Source organism: Arthrobacter sp. P4_F10 (assembly GCF_056401435.1).
Window position 1 is genome coordinate 54,602 of record NZ_JBFUJJ010000004.1, and the last position, 18,145, is coordinate 72,746.

The 18,145-nt window shown below is 68.4% G+C and carries 18 protein-coding genes; 5 read left to right on the forward strand and 13 right to left on the reverse strand.

Annotation, left to right across the window (positions count from 1 at the left end; translation table 11 throughout):
• Nucleotides 1–70 precede the first annotated feature (70 nt).
• The 8 genes from AC1DR1_RS06340 to AC1DR1_RS06375 form a co-directional block, all read right to left on the reverse strand.
• A complete protein-coding gene (locus AC1DR1_RS06340) occupies nt 71–1,291 on the reverse strand; it encodes a pyridoxal phosphate-dependent aminotransferase (RefSeq protein WP_018773782.1) in 1,221 nt (406 codons plus the stop codon).
• A 191-nt stretch (nt 1,292–1,482) separates the two neighbouring features.
• On the reverse strand, nt 1,483–2,448 hold the full coding sequence (locus AC1DR1_RS06345) for an ABC transporter substrate-binding protein (RefSeq protein WP_229994663.1): 966 nt from the start codon (nt 2,446–2,448) through the stop codon (nt 1,483–1,485).
• Nucleotides 2,445–3,191, reverse strand: coding sequence for an ABC transporter permease (locus AC1DR1_RS06350; RefSeq protein ID WP_229994664.1), 747 nt, complete (start codon nt 3,189–3,191; stop codon nt 2,445–2,447). The genes AC1DR1_RS06345 and AC1DR1_RS06350 overlap by 4 nt, the downstream gene beginning before the upstream one ends.
• A complete protein-coding gene (locus AC1DR1_RS06355; protein WP_229994665.1) occupies nt 3,188–3,928 on the reverse strand; it encodes an ABC transporter permease in 741 nt (246 codons plus the stop codon). The genes AC1DR1_RS06350 and AC1DR1_RS06355 overlap by 4 nt, the downstream gene beginning before the upstream one ends.
• Nucleotides 3,928–5,031, reverse strand: coding sequence for an ABC transporter ATP-binding protein (locus tag AC1DR1_RS06360; RefSeq protein WP_290369382.1), 1,104 nt, complete (start codon nt 5,029–5,031; stop codon nt 3,928–3,930). The genes AC1DR1_RS06355 and AC1DR1_RS06360 overlap by 1 nt, the downstream gene beginning before the upstream one ends.
• A 227-nt stretch (nt 5,032–5,258) precedes the next feature.
• On the reverse strand, nt 5,259–6,404 hold the full coding sequence (rsgA, locus tag AC1DR1_RS06365; protein WP_229994670.1) for a ribosome small subunit-dependent GTPase A: 1,146 nt from the start codon (nt 6,402–6,404) through the stop codon (nt 5,259–5,261).
• A 432-nt stretch (nt 6,405–6,836) separates the two neighbouring features.
• The gene (locus tag AC1DR1_RS06370; protein WP_229994666.1) at nt 6,837–7,292 is read right to left on the reverse strand and encodes an NUDIX hydrolase; all 456 of its coding nucleotides are present in this window, start codon (nt 7,290–7,292) and stop codon (nt 6,837–6,839) included.
• A 34-nt stretch (nt 7,293–7,326) separates the two neighbouring features.
• Nucleotides 7,327–8,283 carry an N-acetylglucosamine kinase gene (locus AC1DR1_RS06375; RefSeq protein ID WP_414645487.1) on the reverse strand — a complete coding sequence of 319 codons (957 nt, stop codon included), beginning with the start codon at nt 8,281–8,283 and terminating at the stop codon, nt 7,327–7,329.
• A 36-nt stretch (nt 8,284–8,319) separates the two neighbouring features.
• Between AC1DR1_RS06375 and AC1DR1_RS06380 the strand changes: the two genes are divergently transcribed.
• The gene (locus AC1DR1_RS06380; protein ID WP_229994667.1) at nt 8,320–9,366 is read left to right on the forward strand and encodes a nitronate monooxygenase; all 1,047 of its coding nucleotides are present in this window, start codon (nt 8,320–8,322) and stop codon (nt 9,364–9,366) included.
• Between the two features lie 126 nt (nt 9,367–9,492).
• Here AC1DR1_RS06380 and AC1DR1_RS06385 read toward each other — a convergent pair whose 3' ends face one another.
• Entirely contained in the window at nt 9,493–10,500 is a 1,008-nt protein-coding gene (locus AC1DR1_RS06385; protein WP_229995412.1) for a LysR family transcriptional regulator, read from the reverse strand.
• 94 nt (nt 10,501–10,594) lie between these two features.
• On the opposite strand from AC1DR1_RS06385, the gene AC1DR1_RS06390 reads away from it, so the two are divergent.
• Nucleotides 10,595–11,923 carry an MFS transporter gene (locus AC1DR1_RS06390; protein ID WP_229995411.1) on the forward strand — a complete coding sequence of 443 codons (1,329 nt, stop codon included), beginning with the start codon at nt 10,595–10,597 and terminating at the stop codon, nt 11,921–11,923.
• A gap of 33 nt (nt 11,924–11,956) precedes the next feature.
• Here AC1DR1_RS06390 and AC1DR1_RS06395 read toward each other — a convergent pair whose 3' ends face one another.
• Nucleotides 11,957–13,120, reverse strand: coding sequence for a trans-sulfuration enzyme family protein (locus AC1DR1_RS06395; protein WP_229995410.1), 1,164 nt, complete (start codon nt 13,118–13,120; stop codon nt 11,957–11,959).
• Between the two features lie 133 nt (nt 13,121–13,253).
• Here AC1DR1_RS06395 and AC1DR1_RS06400 point away from each other — a divergent pair, with 133 nt between their 5' ends.
• Entirely contained in the window at nt 13,254–13,751 is a 498-nt protein-coding gene (locus AC1DR1_RS06400) for an Lrp/AsnC family transcriptional regulator (protein WP_229995409.1), read from the forward strand.
• 64 nt (nt 13,752–13,815) lie between these two features.
• Here AC1DR1_RS06400 and AC1DR1_RS06405 read toward each other — a convergent pair whose 3' ends face one another.
• The gene (locus AC1DR1_RS06405; protein ID WP_229995408.1) at nt 13,816–15,075 is read right to left on the reverse strand and encodes an MFS transporter; all 1,260 of its coding nucleotides are present in this window, start codon (nt 15,073–15,075) and stop codon (nt 13,816–13,818) included.
• A 176-nt stretch (nt 15,076–15,251) separates the two neighbouring features.
• On the opposite strand from AC1DR1_RS06405, the gene AC1DR1_RS06410 reads away from it, so the two are divergent.
• On the forward strand, nt 15,252–15,791 hold the full coding sequence (locus AC1DR1_RS06410) for an Lrp/AsnC family transcriptional regulator (protein ID WP_476992401.1): 540 nt from the start codon (nt 15,252–15,254) through the stop codon (nt 15,789–15,791).
• A gap of 7 nt (nt 15,792–15,798) precedes the next feature.
• The gene (corA, locus tag AC1DR1_RS06415) at nt 15,799–16,794 is read left to right on the forward strand and encodes a magnesium/cobalt transporter CorA (protein WP_229995406.1); all 996 of its coding nucleotides are present in this window, start codon (nt 15,799–15,801) and stop codon (nt 16,792–16,794) included.
• Here corA and AC1DR1_RS06420 read toward each other — a convergent pair.
• Both AC1DR1_RS06420 and AC1DR1_RS06425 read right to left on the reverse strand, forming a co-directional pair.
• Nucleotides 16,791–17,114, reverse strand: a complete 324-nt coding sequence (locus AC1DR1_RS06420) for a hypothetical protein (protein ID WP_476992343.1) — start codon at nt 17,112–17,114, stop codon at nt 16,791–16,793. The genes corA and AC1DR1_RS06420 overlap by 4 nt on opposite strands.
• Nucleotides 17,115–17,256: 142 nt before the next feature.
• Complete coding sequence (locus tag AC1DR1_RS06425; protein WP_476992344.1) at nt 17,257–18,027, reverse strand: hypothetical protein; 771 nt, start codon at nt 18,025–18,027, stop codon at nt 17,257–17,259.
• Nucleotides 18,028–18,145: the final 118 nt, after the last annotated feature.

Consider the following 18,145-nt stretch of genomic DNA (forward strand, 5'->3'; position numbering starts at 1 on the left):
CAATGCCTCTTTCCGGTTGACGCAGCCGCAGTAGGCGGAGCAGGAGCCCCGTTGCGCTGCTGACCGAAGCCTAGTTCCCCTTGTACCGGCTCAGGAAGTCCGCCATGCGGTTGATCGCTTCCTCGAGGTCCTTGACGTTTGGCAGCGTCACCATCCGGAAGTGGTCCGGCCGGACCCAGTTGAACGCCCTGCCGTGGGACAGGAGGATCTTCTGCTCGCGGAGCAGGTCCAGGACGAATTTCTCGTCGTCGCGGATGTGATAAACCTCGGGGTCCAGCTTCGGGAACAGATACATCGCCCCGCGGGCCTGCTGCGTGCTGACGCCCGGGATGGCGTTGAGCATGTCGTAGGCCTTGTTCCGCTGCTCCAGGAGACGTCCCCCGGGCAGGATCAGGTCGTTGATGCTCTGGTAGCCGCCGAGGGCAGTCTGGATGGCGTGCTGGGCAGGAACATTGGCGCAGAGGCGCATGTTGGCGAGCAGGTTGATGCCCTCGAGGTAGTCCGCGGCGTCTTTTTTCGGCCCGGAGATGGCCATCCAGCCGGCCCGAAAACCGCAGACCCGGTAGGCCTTGGAGAGCCCGCTGAAGGTCAGGCACAGGACGTCGTCGCCGGTGAGCGAGGCGAGGTTTACGTGCACCGCATCTTCGTAGAGGATCTTCTCGTAGATTTCGTCGGCGAAGAGCACGAGGCCGTGCTTCTCGGCGAGGGCGACGATCTTTTTCAGCGTCGCTTTGGGGTACACCGCACCCGTGGGGTTGTTCGGGTTGATGACCACGATCCCCTTGGTGCGCGGAGTGATCTTCGCTTCCATGTCCTCGAGGTCGGGCTGCCAGCCGGTTTCCTCATCGCAGAGGTAGTGCACGGGCTTCCCGCCGGCCAGGGCAACCGAGGCGGTCCACAGGGGGTAGTCCGGGGTGGGGATGAGGACCTCGTCGCCGTCGTCGAGCAGGGCCATGAGCGACATCGTGATCAGCTCGCTGACGCCGTTGCCGAGATAGATGTCATCCACGTGGATGTTCTGGATCCCGCGGGTCTGGTAGTACTGCGAGACGGCGGTGCGGGCCGAGAAAATGCCGCGCGAGTCGCTGTAGCCCTGGGCATGCGGCAGGTGGCGGATCATGTCCACCAGGATCGCGTCCGGCGCTTCAAACCCGAACGGGGCCGGGTTTCCGATGTTCAGTTTGAGGATGCGATGACCCTCCGCCTCCATCTGCTGGGCGGCCTGAAGAATCGGTCCACGGATGTCGTAAAGGACATTATGAAGCTTGGTGGACTGCTTGAATTCTGCCATTCATCAAATATGCCATATGGAGGATGTACTTCCGCTGAGACATGACTCACACGCGGACGCGGCAGTAACAACAACGACGCCGGTGCCCGGGCTGCAAGCCCGGGCACCGGCGTCGACGGCAGGTCAGCCGTGGTCACTGGCCGGCGGGGTTCGCCGCGGCATGTAGCCGCCGCGCTCCCCCGCCCTGCCGGTTACTGCTTGACGATGCCCTTTTCCTTCAGCCACGCGTCCGCGGCGTCCTTCGGGTTCTGCTTCTGGCTGCCGCTGACGGCACGGTTGAGGTTGATGAGGTCTTCGGTGGTGAGGACCTTGGACACGGAGTTGAGGGCTTCCTTCGCCTTGTCCGTCATCTTGGCCGAGTTGTACAGCGGCAGCACCTGCTGGGCGATGAAGTTGTTCTTCGGATCCTCCAGCACCACGAGGTCGTTGTCCGGGATGGACGGGGTGGTGGTGTAGATGTCCGCGACCTGGACCTGGTCCGAGAGCAGTGCCTTGAGCGTGACGGCGCCGCCGCCGTCGCTGAACGGCTCCAGCTTTTTGGGCACGCAGTTGTAGTTCTTCGCCAGGCCGGGCAGGCCGTACGCGCGTTCGGCGAAGGTCGCCGGGGCGCCGATTACAAGCTCGCTGCAGACCTTCGCCATGTCTTCGATGGACTTCAGCTGGTGCTTCTCGGCAGTGGCCTTGGTGACCACCATGGCGTCCTTGTTCTCGGCCTTGGAGGCATCCAGCACGGCCAGGCCCTGCGGGAGCTTGGTCGGGAGCGCCTTCGCGATGTCATCGGCCGAGACCTCGGTGGCGTCCTTGTTTACGTACAGCAGCAGGTTGCCGCTGTAGTCGGGAACGACGTCCACCGAGCCGTCCTGGACGGCTTTGAAGTAGACCTCGCGCGAGCCGATGTTCGGCTTGGTGCTGGCCGTAACGCCCGCGGCGTTCAGGGCGCCGGCATAGACCTCGGCCAGGATCTGGCTCTCGGGGAAATCAGCGGAGCCGATCACCAGGGCGCCGCCGGAACCGGAGGCGCCGCCGCTGCTGGCCGGTGCCGAGCTCAGCGGGTTGGATGAGCCTCCACAGGCGGACAGTGCCAGGGCCAGGCCCACGCCGGCGGCCAGGCCGCCGAATGCGCGCCTGCCGAGCGCTCGTTGGCGGGATTCGTTCATGACGTACCTCCTTGAACAGCAGTCTCCGTGTATACGGAGTCTGTGAGATCAACCGCAGCCTTCTGGCTGCGGTTCGGCTGGAACGAGGCACCCCGTGACAGGAACAGCCTCTGAATAAGGGCCAGGACAAGGTCGACGCTGATCGCGAGGCCCGCGATCAGCAGCGAACCGCCCAGCATCTGCGGGAAATCGGAAAGCACCAGCCCGTCGAACAGGTAGCGGCCCAGACCGCCCAGGTTGATGTACGCGACCACCGAGACGGTGGCGATCACCTGCAGCACCCCGGTCCGGAACCCGCCGTACATGACGTGCAGTCCGTTGGGGAATTCCGCCCGGAACAGGACCTGCCACTCGGTCATGCCCATGGCGCGGGCGGCGTCCACCACGTTGCGGTCAACGCTGGAGATCCCGGCGTAGGTGCCGGCCAGCAGGGGCGGGACGGTCAGGATCACGAGCGCCCAGATCGGCGGCATCAGCCCGATGCCGGCGATCAGGACGAACAGGGTCAGCAGGCCGAGGGTGGGCAGGGCCCGCAGGGCGCCGGCGAGTGCCACGACGGCAACCCGCCCGCGGCCGGTGTGGCCCACATACAGTCCCACCGGAATGGCGATGGCCATGGCGATCAGCATGACGAGCCCGGTGTAGGCCAGGTGCTCGAGAAGCCGCACCGGGATTCCGCTGCTGCCGCTCCAGTTCGCCGGATCGGTGAGCCAGTCGGCGGTGTCCGTGACGACGTTGCTCATGCGTTTCCCCCTCCGGTCTTGGGACGCGAAAGCCGCATCGCCGCGGCAGCGGGGCCGGTCTTGTCCGGGCCGGCGCCTGAATCGGTGCTGCCGCCCGTGGCCGCCGAGGCGCGGGTCCAAGGGGTCAGCAGCCGTTCCATCAGCACCAGGACGGCGTCCATGAAGAGCGCGAGGATCAGGATCGCGATGATGCCCACCACGACCTCGGTGACGAAGTCCCGCTGCAGTCCCGAGGTGAACAGCATCCCGAGGTTGCCGATCCCGAGCAGGGCCGCGACGCTGACCAGCGAGATGTTGCTGACGGAGACCACGCGCAGCCCGGCGAACATCACCGGCAGGGAAAGCGGCAGGTCAATCTGGAGGAACCTGGCAAATGGTTTGAAGCCCATGGCGACGGCGGCCTGGCGGAGGTCCTCGTCCACCGAATCGAAGGCATCCAGGGCGGCGCGGACCAGCAGTGCCACCGCGTAAATGGTCAGGGCGACCACCACGTTGACGGGATCCAGGATCCGGGTACCGAGGACGGTCGGCAGAATGATGAAGAGCGCCAGCGAGGGGATCGTGTACAGCAGCGAGGACCCGGTGAGCACCACGGAGCGCCGGGCACGGCTCTGCCGGGCAACTTGGGCCAGCGGGATGGCGATCAGCAGGCCTAAGATCATCGGCAGGACGGCGAGGACAAGATGCTGGCCGGCGAGCGTGAAGACCTGCTCCTTGTTGGCCAGGAACCACTCCATTAGAGGACCCCGTGACGGACGTTGCGGTCCGATTCGATCACTTCGAGAACCTCGGCGGCGACAATGACCCCCGCTGCCCGGCCGTCGTCGTCCACGGTGACGCCAAGCCCTGACGGCGAGGACAGGGCCGCGTCCAGTGCCCGGCGGAGGGTGTCCCCCTTGCGGAAGAGGGAGCCTCCGGGAACCATTTCCGCGCCGGCTCCGCTGGCGCTGCCGGGCCCGGCCCAGCCCAGCGGACGCAGCGCGCCGTCGACCACCAGCTGCCAGTCGTCGGAGCTGCCCTCCGCCTGGAGCTGTTCGAGCGTGATGGTGGGGACGGGGTGGATGGTGACGCCGTCGGAGGGGCTGAACGCAAGGTGCCGGAACCCGCGGTCGCGGCCCACGAAGGACGCCACGAACTCGTTGGCCGGGGCCCGCAGGATCTCGGCAGGGGCGGCGTACTGCGCCAGTTTGCCGCCGATGCCGAACACGGCCACTTTGTCGCCCAGGACAGTGGCCTCATCGATGTCATGGGTGACGAAGACGATCGTCTTGGCCAGGTCTCGCTGGAGCCGCAGCAACTCCCTCTGGAGTTCATCGCGGACCACGGGGTCCACGGCACTGAAGGGCTCGTCCATGAGCAGCACGGGCGGATCGGCCGCGAGCGCCCGGGCCACGCCGACGCGCTGCTGCTGGCCGCCCGAAAGCTGGGAGGGGTAACGCTTGCCGAGGGAGGAGGCCAGCCCGACGACGTCGAGCAGTTCCTGCGCGCGCTTGCGGGCGTCCCCTTTGGACACCCCATTAAGCCGGGGAACGGTGGCGATGTTGTCCAGCACGGAGCGGTGCGGCATCAAACCGGAGGACTGCATGACGTAGCCCATGGACCGGCGCAGCTGCGCGGCGGGCACTGACGTGACGTCGGCCCCGCCGACGGTGATGATGCCGGACGTGGGTTCCACCATGCGGTTGATCATCCGCAGGGAGGTGGTCTTTCCGCAGCCGGAAGGTCCGACGAAGACCGTGATGGCGCCTTTGTCGATGGACATGGTCAGTCCGTCAACGGCGGGCTGGCCACCCTGGTACTGCTTCGTGACGTTCTGGAACTCGATCATGGCTTCGGCCATTTCCGGGCTTACCTAACTGTTGGCGGCAACATCGACAGGGACCAGCCAACTGCTCATCAGTGTACTGGCCATAAAGCAGTTAGCTCATAGACTAACCAGCGCCCCGGCCTATGTCAGCGGCGCGCGGCTCCCGTAAGGCTTCGGAAGCACAACGATTTTGGATGGGTGGCGCGCCGGAAGAGCTCCCGGCGCGCCACCGGGACCGTTGAGTCACCGCGCGGTGCGCCTCAGCGGGGCCGCCGCCGGCCGCCCTTGGCGCCGCCGGCTTTGCCGCCCCGGTCGCGCGCGTTCTCATGGTTGTCGCGTTCGGCCGACCGCTGGCTCTTGCCCGCCACCGCGATCTTCTGGTGCCATTCGCGCTGGTAGGCCCGCCGCGCGGCCGCGTCGTGGCGGCGGGCCAGGGCGGCGAGTTCGCGCTGCAGCTTCAGGTAACTGGCCCAGCGGCGGTCGTCGAGTCCGCCGTCGGCGAGCGCGGCCTGCACGGCGCAGCCGGGCTCCCGGCCATGCGCGCAGTCCGAGAAGCGGCAGTGCTCGAAGAGCTCTTCTAGGTCGCCGAACATCTCCTCCATTCCTTCGTCGGCGTCGAAGATCCCGAAGCCGCGCACCCCGGGCGTGTCCATCAGGACGGCGCCGCCGGGCAGGGGAACGAGCGCGCGGGACGTGGTGGTGTGCCTGCCCTTCCCGTCACCGGCGCGAACGGTCCCGATCTCCTGGGCCGCGACGCCGGCGAGGGCATTGATGAGCGTGGATTTGCCGGCGCCCGAGGGCCCCAGCAGCACCAGCGTGCCGCCGGGTGGCAGATGGCCCAGCAGTTCGTCGAGGCCGTCGCCGTTCTCGGCAGAGGTGGTGACGACGTCGACGCCGGCCGATTGGCGCACGACCGTCCCCACGACGTCGTCCGCGAGATCCGCGATGTCCGCCTTCGTGATGATCACGAGCGGAGTGGCGCCGGAGTCCCAAGCCGCGACCAGCGTCCGTTCGAGCCGGTTGTGCGTGAGCGGGCGGTCCACCGGAACGACGATTCCCACGACGTCCATGTTGGCGCCAAGGACCTGTGCTTCAGAGGAGGCTTCGAAGGCACGCTTGCGGCTCAGCTCCGAGTGGCGCGGCAGTATGCCCGCGATGGCGGGCTCCCCCGCCGCGTTCGAGCCCAGCCAGACCCAGTCCCCGGTGACGGGAAGCTCCCCGCCGCGGGGGTAGGGCAGGTGGGCGGCCCCGTCGCCGTCGGCCACCAGGACGAGGTTGCGGTCCACCCGGATAACTCGGCCCCGGCGGTGGCCTCCTGGCACGGGATGTGCCGCGAAACGCTCCGCGATGCCCGCCGTGTAACCGTAGTGGACCGGCCCCTCGGGGCCAGCCGCATTGGAGTGCAGGGCTGAATTAGTGGTGGCTGAATTAGTGGTGGCTGAATTGGGGATGGCTGCAGTAGGGACGGATGAACTGGCAACAGATGAATCGGTGAAGAGGGCGCCACGGGCGCCGGGCGATGCAGCATGAGTGGTCAACGAAAACCCTTTGATGGGGCCCGTGGTGCGGTGCAGGTGCGCTGCGGCGGCAAGGGACGCCGCGCGCGTGGAGACTAGCGCTGGATGGCTAGGCTGCGCCGTGGGACGGGGCAGGAGTAATGATTTGGCTTGTATCGGTGCGCTGCGCGCTCAGAAATATCGCATTCATTGCTTCCACCTCCCCATCGTCGGCCGGCTTGCTGCGGCCGGCTCCTGGCTGATCCCGTCTACTGCGCTGTGTCGTCTACTTGCGCTGCGGTTTCTACAGAATAGCCATGGCGCCTGCGCCTGGCTAGCGATTTAGCCGGAAAGTTTTCCGTTCAGCGGCCTCTCGCGGTACAGGCGCAGTCCGGCGTCCACCAGCGAGACCCGGTTCAGCTCCGCCACCGCATGCAGCGGAATCCAGGCCGCGTGGGTGGTGCTCCCGTTCACTTCGTGGCGCAGGTCCCCGCCCGTGATCGCCGCCTCGTAGACCAGCCGGAGCGACTGGAAGTCCCGCTCGCCGCCGTCGAGCCGGACTTCGGACGGCCAGTGCCCGACGTCGATCCCCAGCATGGCGCCAACCTCGGCGTCGTAGCCGGTTTCCTCGTGGATTTCGCGGCGGCAACCGTCAACAGGGTGTTCGGCGAGGTCCAGGCCGCCGCCGGGCAGCGTCCATCCCTCGCGGCCGTCCTGCTTCCAGTACGCCAGGAGGATCTCGGCGTCGCGGATGATGACGGCGTAGGCGGCGGGCCGGGTGTCGAATTGCATGCTCATGCCTCCAGCGTAGTGGCCGGAGGATTGCCCCCCGCTAGTCCTGTTCCGCCACCAGCTGGAGCACCCCGAAGACGGGCTCCTGCGCCAGGACCCGGACATCGGTGATCCCCGCGACGGCCAGTGCCGCGCGGAAGGACTCCTGCAACCGCGGCACGTTCATGCCCAGACCGCTGCCCAGGATGACGGGACCCTCGATGCCGAGCTGCCTGACGGACTGCGCGGCCAGGTCGGCGAGGTCGCGCCCGGCCTGATCAATGAGGGCCTGGCTCGGCGCGTGGCCGGCGTCTGCGGCTTCCACCACGAGCCGGGCCTGCTGGGCCCAGAAGCGGCGTCCGGTCGCGGGCGAGTGGAACATGGCGATCAGCTTGTTCGGGTCATCCGCCCCGCAGGAGGCCAGCAGGGCCCGGGTGAGTTCGTCCGGTTCCAGCCCCTGGTTCATCCGCCGCAGGCTGTGGCGGACGGCCTCCCGGCCCAGCCAGTAGCCGCTGCCCTCGTCGCCGAGCAAGTAGCCCCAGCCCCCGGCCCGGGCTTCCTCACCACGGCCGTTCCTGCCCCACGCGGCCGAGCCAGTGCCGGCGATCACGGCGACGCCGGTGCTGGCGCCGCCTGCGGCGAGCAGCAGCCGGGAGTCATGGACCACTGTGATCCGTGCGCCGGGTACGTGGGGGGCGATCAGTGCCGCGAGCGCCGCGGCGTCGTCGTCGGTGTCGATGCCGCCGGCCCCCGCGTAGACCTGGGCCACTTCTCCCCCGCCGATCCTGCCGAAGAGTTCCGCCAGGTTGCGGGCGGCTTCCTCAGGGCTGACGTTCTGGACGTTGGAGCTGCCCACCGATTCGTCGGCCACGGGCGTGCCTCCTTCGAACCGGACGCCCCTGGTTTTGGTGCCGCCGATGTCCAGGCCGATCACAGCGCCCGTCGTCGCCGCCGGGGTGGATGGCGTGGTGGAAGATGGAACGGAGTCCGCCGCCGGCGGGAAGTCAGTGTTAGTCACTGGAACAGGTTACTGAACCCCTGCAAGGAGCCCGCAATGCCCCAGGATCTTTTCGGCACACCCGTCATCGCGGCGCCCATGGCCGGAGGAACCTCAACGCCGGCCTTCGTCGAGGCCGTGCACCGCGCCGGCGGGCTTGGCTTCCTGGCCGCCGGGTACAAGAGCGTGGCGGCCATGCAGGCGGAAGTCCGCACCATCCGGGAGTCCGGCGCCCGCTTCGGCATGAATGTGTTCGTCCCGGATCCGGCCCAACTGCCGCCGTCCGCGGCGGTGTTGGCGGAGCTCGAGGACTACCGGCTGCAGTTGCGGGCCGATGCCCGGCGATACGGCGTGGAGCTCCCGCAGTTGCGGCTGGATGACGACGACGAGTGGCAGGCAAAGATCGATGCCCTGCTGGCGGACCCCGTGGAGCTGGTCAGTTTCGCCTTCGGGCTACCCGGCCTCGACGTCGTCCGCGCTCTGCAGCGGGCGGGATCGGCGGTGCTTGCCACTGTCACCACCGCGGCCGAGGCCGTTCAGGCGGCAGAGCAGGGCGTGGATGCCCTGGTGGTGCAGCACACGAGCGCCGGCGGACACAGCGCGGCGTTCCTTCCGGCACCGGGGGCAGTGCCGGGCGGGGCAGAGCCGGGCGGCACGACGGCGGAGCTGCTCGCGGAGGTGCGGTCCTTCGTCGGCCTCCCGCTGGTGGCCGCGGGGGGCATCATGGATGCGGCCGGGCTCGACGCCGTGCTGCGCGCCGGGGCTGTTGCTGCCCAGCTGGGCACCGCGTTTCTCCGTACGGACCAAAGCGGCGCCAGGCAGCTGCACAAGGATGCCCTGGCGGATCCGCATTTCACGCGTACCCGGCTGACGCGCGCCTTCACCGGCCGGCAGGCCCGGGCCTTGGAGAACGAATTTGTCCGCGACCACCCCGAGGCACCTGAGGCCTACCCGGCGGTCCACCACCTGACGGCTCCCCTCCGGGCCGCGGCGGCCGCAGCCGGCGACGCGGAGCGCCTGAACCTGTGGGCGGGCACGGGTTGGCGCCAAGCGCAGGCCGGACCCGTCGCCGACGTCGTGCACGGGCTGCTCGCCGGCCGCTGACCGCCGCAGGCCACCAGAACCTCGCGGGCCCCTGAACCCCGAGATCGCCGGAAACGTGCGAAACCGCGGTCCTCTTACGGCGATCTCGCGGCCAACCGGCGACCTCGGCGCGCCCGTCGGCCCGGCTCAGCCTCCCGAGCGTTCGCGCACGAAACCAGCCAGGAGTGCGGGCCCGTCGCGCAGCACGAGTTCGCGGAACAAGCGCACGGGATCAGGTTCGGCATCGGCCCCGGCATTCCGCGAAACCGGCTCCCGCCACGCGAGGCCGATCTCGCGGAACGCCAGGGCCGAATCCAGGGGAATCTCCACCCACCCGGGCCCGCCGTCATCGGCGCCGGCCCCCGGCGACGGGAGCTGCCGCCCCGGCGCGGAACCGCCCGGCGGCAGGATGCTGACGCCGAGCCCGGCCGAGACAAGTCCGCGGACGGTGTGCGAGTCCTGGCTCTCGAAGGCAATCCGGGGGCGGAACCCCGCCTCCCGGAACAGCGCATCGGTCAGTGAGCGCATGCCGTAGCCGGACCCCATCGCCACGAACGGCTCCTGCCGGATATCAGTGACCCGGGCCCGACGGCGGCCGGCCAGGGGATGCCGGTGGTGCACCACCAGGCGCAGCGGTTCCCGGTACAGCGCGGCCGAACCGATTCTCTTGCTTGGCGCGGCCACGGGTGCGGTGAGCGCCACGTCGGCGGAGCCCTCGGCCAGTTCCGCGAGGCAGCCGTCCCGTGCGCCCTGGCTGAGGTCAAAGGCGGTCTGCGGGTGCCGGCTCCGGAACGCACTGATGAGCAGCGGCAGCATCGCCTCGCCGAAGGTGTGCTGGAACGACACAGCGATCCGGCCGCGGACCACTTCCGATTCGTGCCGGACACGATCCAGCCCCGTCTGGAATTCGTCGAGAGCGGCCTCGATGTGGGGCAGGAGCGTCTTCGCCGCGGCCGTCAGCCGCACGCCGCGGCCGTCCCGGATCAACAGCTCAGTCCCCACGATGGCGCTGGCGCGCGCTATTGCACGGCTCACCGTCGACTGCGGCAGGCCCAGGAGCTCGGCCGTCTCGGTAATGTGCTCCGTCCGCCCGAGTTCCGCCAGCAGCGGCAGGAGGGGCAGCAGCTGCACGAGCTGCCTGTGTTCGACGTCCATGGGCCCTTCCTCCGTGCACTGTTCCATATTTGCTATCTATTCTATGGAAATCATGCATTGGAAGCATGCCCCGGGCAGGCTTTAGCCTGAGGGCATGCCACGCTTTTCCGCACCCTCCGGCGCCGGTCCCAGTCCAGTGTCCAATCCTGCAGCTGATCCTGCAGCTAACGCTGCTGCCTGGGCTGGCCATCCGAAGGGCTCCGCGGCCTACCGCCGGATCCTCGCCGGGCTTGCCTTTGCCGGCGTCGCGACCTTCGCCCAGCTTTACTCCACCCAGGCGGTGCTCCCCCTCCTGGCGGCGGATCTCCACATCTCGGCCGCCGAGGCCGCGCTGACGATTTCCCTGGCGACGGTGGGGCTCGCCCTGACGGTGCTCCCGTGGTCCTTCCTGGCCGACCGGATCGGCCGCGTCCGGGCAATGATGTGGGGCATCTCCGCGGCCACCATCCTGGGACTGCTGGTCCCCCTGGCCCCGAGCTTCCCCGTGCTGCTCAGTCTGCGGATGCTCGAGGGAATGGCCCTCGGCGGCATCCCCGCCATCGCGATTGCCTACCTCAACGAAGAGGTCAACAAGGCCCATGCTGCCCTTGCCGCCGGTAGTTATGTCGCCGGGACCACCCTGGGCGGCCTTGCCGGCCGGCTGGTCGCCGGACCGGTCGGGGAACTGTGGGGATGGCGGGCCGCGGCCCTGGCCGTCTCCGTTTTGGCCACCGGAGCAGCTGTCCTGTTCCTCGTCCTCGTGCCGCGGGCCCAGGGGTTCACCGCCGCGGCCGCGGGCGGCATCCGCGGGGCCTGGTGCACGCTGGCCGGCCATGCCCGCAATCCCCGGCTGCTGGCCCTGTACGTCCAGGCCTTCCTGCTCATGGGCGGCTTCGTGGCTGTCTACAACTATCTGGGATTCAGGCTGTCCGGGGAACCGTTCAGCCTGCCGGCCACCGCTATCAGCCTGATCTTCCTGGCCTACCTCTCCGGAACCGTCTCGGCGCGCTGGGCAGCGGGGCTGACGTCACGGTTCGGCCGGCGCACCGTCCTGATCGCCGGCACCGTACTGATGGCGGGCGGCCTGGCGCTGACGCTCACGGAGCTGCTGGTCCCGATCCTGGTGGGATTGCTGCTGTTCACGGGCGGCTTCTTCGCGGCCCACAGCATCGGTTCCGGCTGGACCGGACTGATCGCCACGACGGGCCGGGCGCAGGCAGCCTCACTGTACAACCTCGCCTACTACCTCGGCTCCAGCGTGCTTGGCTGGGCCGGCGGCCTGATCTTCCAGCGGTTCGGCTGGACGGCCCTTGCCCTGACAGTCATCGGACTGGCCGGCGCGACGGCGGCAATCACCGCCGTCGCGCATCCTGCGCCCGCGTCCGCAACCGGAGCGGCGCGCGGAACCGAAGCCGCCGGCGGCGGAGCCACAGTAACCGGCTAGATGCCCTTTCCGGCTAGGCGCCGGGTCCGCCGGCTACCGGGTTGCCTCGATCGCCTGCACGAGGTCGGCGACGATGTCGGCCGGGTCCTCCAGCCCCACCGAGATCCGCAGCAGGCTCGCGTGCGGCTTGGCCGCGGCTTCGACCGGCCGGTGGGTCAGGCCGGCCGGGTGCTGGATGAGGGTATCGATCCCGCCGAGGGAGACGGCGTGCGTGATCATGCCGACGGCGGCCGGGATCCGCTCGGCGTGCTCGGCGCTGGCGAGCTCGAAGGCCATCAGCGACCCCGGCCCGGACATCTGCGTGCCCACAAGGCCCTGCGGGTCGCATTCAGCCAGTCCCGGGTAGTAGACCTGCTTCACAAGCCCGTGCCCGGCCAGGGCAACCGCGACCTTTTCAGCGCTGGCCTGCTGGGCGCGGACACGCACAGGCAGCGTCGCCAACCCGCGGTGCAGCAGGTAGGCCGGCCACGGTGTCAGGATTCCGCCGGTCACGGCCCGGATCTGGCGCAGGCGCACCGCCCATTCAGAGCCGGCGGCCACCACGCCGCCCATGGCGTCACCGTGGCCGCCGAGGAACTTCGTGGCGCTGTGCAGCACCATGGCGGCACCGCGCATGAAGGGCTGCTGCAGCACCGGGCTGGCGAAGGTGTTGTCCACCAGGAGCGGCACGCCGTCGGCGGCGTCAGCCACGCGGGCGATGTCCACCAGCTCGAGGGTCGGGTTCGCCGGCGTCTCCAGGATCACCAGGCCGGTGTCCGGCCGCAGGGCGGCGCGGACGCCTTCCGGCGTCGTAAAGGTGACCTCGTTGCCGAGGAAGCCGGAGGCGAGCAGGTAGTCGCTGCCGCCGTAAAGAGGCCGCACGGCGACAACGTGCTTCTTGCCTGCCGCCACAACTGCGAGGAGCACCGCGCTCAGCGCCGCCATGCCGGTGGCGAAGGCGACAGACTCGGGGGTCCCTTCCAGGACGGCGACGCCATCTTCGAAGCGTGCCACCGTGGGGTTCCACAGCCGCTGGTACACGGTACTTTGCCCCTCCACATGCGACCCGCCCGTGGCCATGTGCTCGTAGGCAAGGCCTCCGTCGTGCACGGACGGCAGGGGTGCCGTCGTGGACAAATCGATGGGCACCGCATGGACGCCCAGTTCCGTGAGCCCGTTCCGGCCTGCGTGGACCGCCAATGAATCTTGAGAGAGCACCCTTACTCCTTACGAATATTCGCCATTGAATTCCGCAAGTATCTGGCAATAATTCGAGCTTTTGTAGGGCATGTGAATGGAACTGTCGGATAGTGCCGTTTATGATGAATAGACCACACTACGAGGAGGATCCGTGAGCAGCAGTGCGAAGAATGTTCGGCCGGGAGCCAGCGAGCCGCTGGACGCGATCGACGAGCGCCTGCTCGCTGCCCTCGTCGCGGACGCCCGCATCTCGAACAAGCAGCTGGCAGAGCTCGTGGGGATCGCGCCGTCGACCGCGCTGATGCGCACCCGCGCCCTGTCGGAGCGCGGCATCATCGAGGGCTTCGAGGCCAATCTGAGCCTGTCCGCGATCGGACGCTCGGTTCAGGCCCTCATTGCGGTCCGGCTCCGGGCCCACGACCGCGAGCAGATCGACCGGTTCACAGCCCGGGTGCCCAAGCTCCCGGCAGTGCTCTCGACCTTCCACACGTCCGGGTCAGTGGACTATCTGCTGCACATCGCCGTGGCCACCACCGAGGACCTTCGGGACTGGGTGCTGGACAACCTGGCCACCGACCCCGTAGTGGGCCACACCGAAACCACGCTGGTCTTTGACCACATCCAGGGCAACCACGGCCCGTTGCCGTAACCGGGGCGACGGCGCGCCCGTTGCCGACCGCGCACTTGCCGGCGCACTAGACCTGCCGGCGCACTTAGACCTGCTGGCGCACATAGACCGGCTGGCGCAGGGCGGTCCGCAGCGTTACGGCCGCCAGCGTCAGCGCGGCGGCGGCGCACACTGTGACGAAACCGGCGACGGCGGCCTGCAGCCCGACCATACCGGCCGCGAGCCCCAGCCCGATCACCGGGAAGGCGCTGCCAAGGTACGTGATGACATAGACGGTGCTGATGATCTGGGCGTGCCGGGCGGCCTCCACCTTGCCGGCGACGTCGTTGAAGACGGTCCGGAAGGCCACGCCCTGCCCCACGCCGGCAGTGATGCTGGCCAATATCAGCAGCCACGGGCTGCTCCAGGCAGCGGCCGCGGCGATCAGCAGGACGGAGACGCCCAGGACGGCCAGCCCGGCGGACACGGCGAACCGGCCCCGGACGGCCAGCAGCTGGCTCAGGGCCGAGGAGCCCAGCGTCAGCCCGGCCAGCAGGCCAATCAGCGGCCGTGAGTCGGCGTGGACAATCTGGGCGAAATAGCCAGGCGCGAGCGAGAGGCAGAAGCCGAAGACCGTGAAGCTCAGGAAGCCCACAGAGGACGCCAGCCAGAAGGCGCCGCGCGCCTCGCTGGAGACCGAAGGCCGCCGCGGCGCCAGGACACGCAGCGGCTGGGGTCCGGCATGCAGGCTGATGGCGGGCCGCGCCTTGAGCAGGTAGAGGGGCACCAGCACGGCCGCGAGGACGACGGAGTGCAGGTAGTACGGGGTCGTCGTCGGGCCCGGCAGGAGTGAGAGCAGTCCGCCGATCGCGGGACCGGCCGCGACGCCCCCGGCCGAGGCCAGGAGCGTGAACCGGGAGGCCCACTCCGGACGGCTGGGCAGGAGTTCGCGCAGGGCAGCCGAGCTGGCGCCGGTGGCGAGCGCCACGGCGACGCCCTGCAGCGCGCGCCCGGCGCAGAGCGCCACGAGGCTGTCCGCGGTGGCGAAGACAAAGCCGCCGGTCAGGCCCACCAGTACCGCCAGCACGAGGGCGGCGCGGCGTCCGATGTGGTCGGACCAGTGACCGGCCAGGACCAGGGTGGCCACGAGCGCCAGGACGTAGGCCGAGAACGCCACCGTGACGTCGAGCGCCGTAATTCCCAGTTTTGCCTGCAGCAGGGGGTACAGCGGAGTCGCCAGATTCGCGCCGACGAGCAGCGTAAAGATCACGACGCCGGCCATTACGAGCCGTGCGGTGGTGGAAGCGTCCCAGCCCCAGCGGTCAGCTGTGGCCGGGCGCATGCGAAGTTCACTGAAGACTGTCATGGCCGTGCCCTTGCAAAGTGCAGGCCGGGCTTTCCCTGTTGTGGGGGAAACGCCCGGCCTGGTTGAAAGATTGGTACCTACAGAATGCAATACCAATGATCTTCATGGCCAAATTCTGTGTCAAAATTGATCAAAACAGTCATTCTCGGGCTGTTGACGTGAACCGGAGTGATGATTTGAACAGTCTGGACCCCACCGACCTCAAAATTCTGCTGGAGCTGATCCGGGATCCGCGGATCCAGATCGGCGACCTCAGTGATGCCCTGGGCATCGCCCGGAACACCGCCCAGTCGCGCGTGCGGCGCATGCTGCGCTCGGGCGTGTTGCACGACGGCGGCCGCGAAATCGACCTGGAAGCGGTGGGGTACGACGTCGTTGCCTTCGTGACGATCGAGGTCAACCACCGGGAACTCGACGGCGTCGTCGGGGCCCTGCGGCTGATCGCCCAAGTCCTGGAAGTCCATGAGATCTCCGGGCGCGGCGACGTCTGGTGCCGGGTGGTGGCAACGGATACGCACAACCTCCAGGCGGCCCTCCGGTCGATCCTTCGGATCAAGGGCGTCATCCGAACCGAGACCGTACTGGCGCTGCACACCCATATCCCCTACCGGACCGAACCTTTGATCAGCCGGCTCGCCCAGGGCAACGCGCTGACCTCCGGCCGCTCCGCGCCGCGGCGGGCCGATCGCGCCGAACCCCAGATGAACAAAGGATAATGTCCCGGTGACTATCATCGACAACGCCGTCTACGTGGACGGAATACGCAGTGCCGAGCCGCGGAACCTCGAGCAGACTTTCGAGACCCTGACCGAGCGCGGGGGCATGGCCTGGATCGGGCTCTACCGGCCCACGCCCGGTGAAATGGCGGCTGTGGCGGCGGAATTCGGCCTGCACGGGCTGGCGGTCGAGGATGCAATTTCTGCCCATCAGCGCCCCAAACTGGAACGCTACGACGACAACCTGTTCACTGTTCTCCGGCCTGCCCGGTACCTGGACGAGACCGAGACCGTGGAGTTCGGCGAACTGCACATCTTCACGGGCAGGAACTTCGTGGTCACCGTCCGGCACGCCGAGACGAAAGTCGTGGGCCAGGTCCGGCGCCGGCTGGAGGACCGACCCGACCTGCTGCGCCACGGCCCCGAGGCCGTCCTGTACGCACTCATGGACCAGGTGGTGGATGACTACGGGCCCGTGGTGGCCGGGCTCGAAAACGACATCGACGAGATCGAGGACCAGCTCTTCAGCGGCGACCCGCTGGTGTCCCGGCGGATCTACGAACTCGCCCGGGAAGTCATCCATTTCCAGCGCGCCATCCATCCGCTCCCGGCAATGATGCAACAGCTCCGGCGGGGCTTCGAGAAGTACCGGGTGGACACGGAACTGCAGCACAGCCTCCGCGACGTCGAGGACCACGTGGAGCGGCTGATCTCCCGCGCCGATTCCTTCCGTGACCTGCTGCAGAACGCGCTCACCCTGGACGGGACCCTGACCGCCAACCGCCAGAACGAGGCCAGCGCCGAACAAAACGAGCAGGTCAAGAAGATCTCGTCGTGGGCCGCGATCCTCTTCGCACCGACATTTGTGGCCGGACTGTACGGCATGAACTTCGACCACATGCCGGAACTGCACTGGACGTTCGGCTACCCGATGGCAGTCGCGCTCATGGCCGCCACGGCGGCGCTGATGTACACCATCTTCAAGAAGAAGGGCTGGCTCTAGCCGGAAGCGCGGCGGTCCCGGACCTGGACCATAAGCCGCCGGAACGCCAGGATAAAGACGACCTCGGCCAGTACCATGAGCCCGAGCAGCAGCCACTTCCCGCTGCCAATGAATACGATGGCCCCGATGAGAACCAGAATGCTGCCAAGCCCTAGGGAGTAGACGGCAAATCCGAGGGCAACCTTGGCGCTGCGGACGCCCGTGCGGAAGCCGAAGCCCTGCGGTTCCCCGCCGGGGTAGCCGGCGACCCGGTCCGGGCCCGCGGGCTTGAGCTGGTCGAACTCCTCCCACGGGTCGCGGTCCTGCTCCTGGTTGGTCATGTTCTTATTATCTCGCGGACCGGACCGTCGCGCCCCTGAAGGCGGCCGGCCGTGACGTTATTCGCGGCATCCCATTTTCGCGCAGTCAGAGAAACGGCGGCCCGGACCAWTGGTCCGGGCCGCCGTTTCAGAGCTGTTCGCGCTACTTGTTGTGGCGGTGTTCGCCGGAGCCGCCGTGCTCCTTGGACTTGCCGGAGTGATCGCTTCCGCGGTCCTCAGCGTCGCCGCGGTGCTCGGAGGCGTTGGCCTGGCCAGCGGCGCGGTGCTCGCTAGCATTCTGGTGCGCCCATCCGCTGTTGCCATTCCACTGGTGCGAGCCGTCGGATTCCGGCGCATCGGCCGAGTCCTGCTCATCATCTTCGGCCGGTGCCGGAGACTCCGGAGCGGCGGGTGCCGGAGACTCGGGAGCGGCGGGGGCAGCAGGTCCATTCTCGTCGGAGTCCCCGTCCGTGCCCTGATCGTCCGCTTCCTGGCCGTCGGAGTCCTGGTCCGTGCCCTGATCGTCCGCTTCCTGGCCGTCGGAGGCCCCGTCCGTGCCCTGATCGTCCGCTTCCTGGCCGTCGGCTTCGGGAGTTTCCGCCCCAGCCGGATCGCCCGACTCGGCGGACTCGGCGGACTCGGCGGACTCTCGATCATCGGCTTCCTCGTCGTCGGCTTCGGGAGTTTCCGCCCCAGCCGGATCGCCCGACTCGGCGGACTCCTGGTCGTCCGCTCCCGGCGTCGACTGAGCCGGATCGTCCGGCTCAGCCGTCGCGGTGCCGGTCGACGTCGTGGTCGACGTCGGGTCAGCCGGAAGATCTGGGGTCGCGGTAGCGGCTGCGGCGCCTGCGCCGCCGGTGACGACGACGGACGCAACAACTACTGCTTTGCCGGTGGTGCCCAACGCACCAAGCCAGCCGAAGATTCCTGCCATGAGAGAGATACCTTTCAACGCGGCGAGTGAGACCGCTGCCGGTCCCCCATCGGCAGCCAGCGCCACGTTACCGGACAGAACCCAGCACGTTTCGGCCGTTCACGCGCTTCTGCCACAA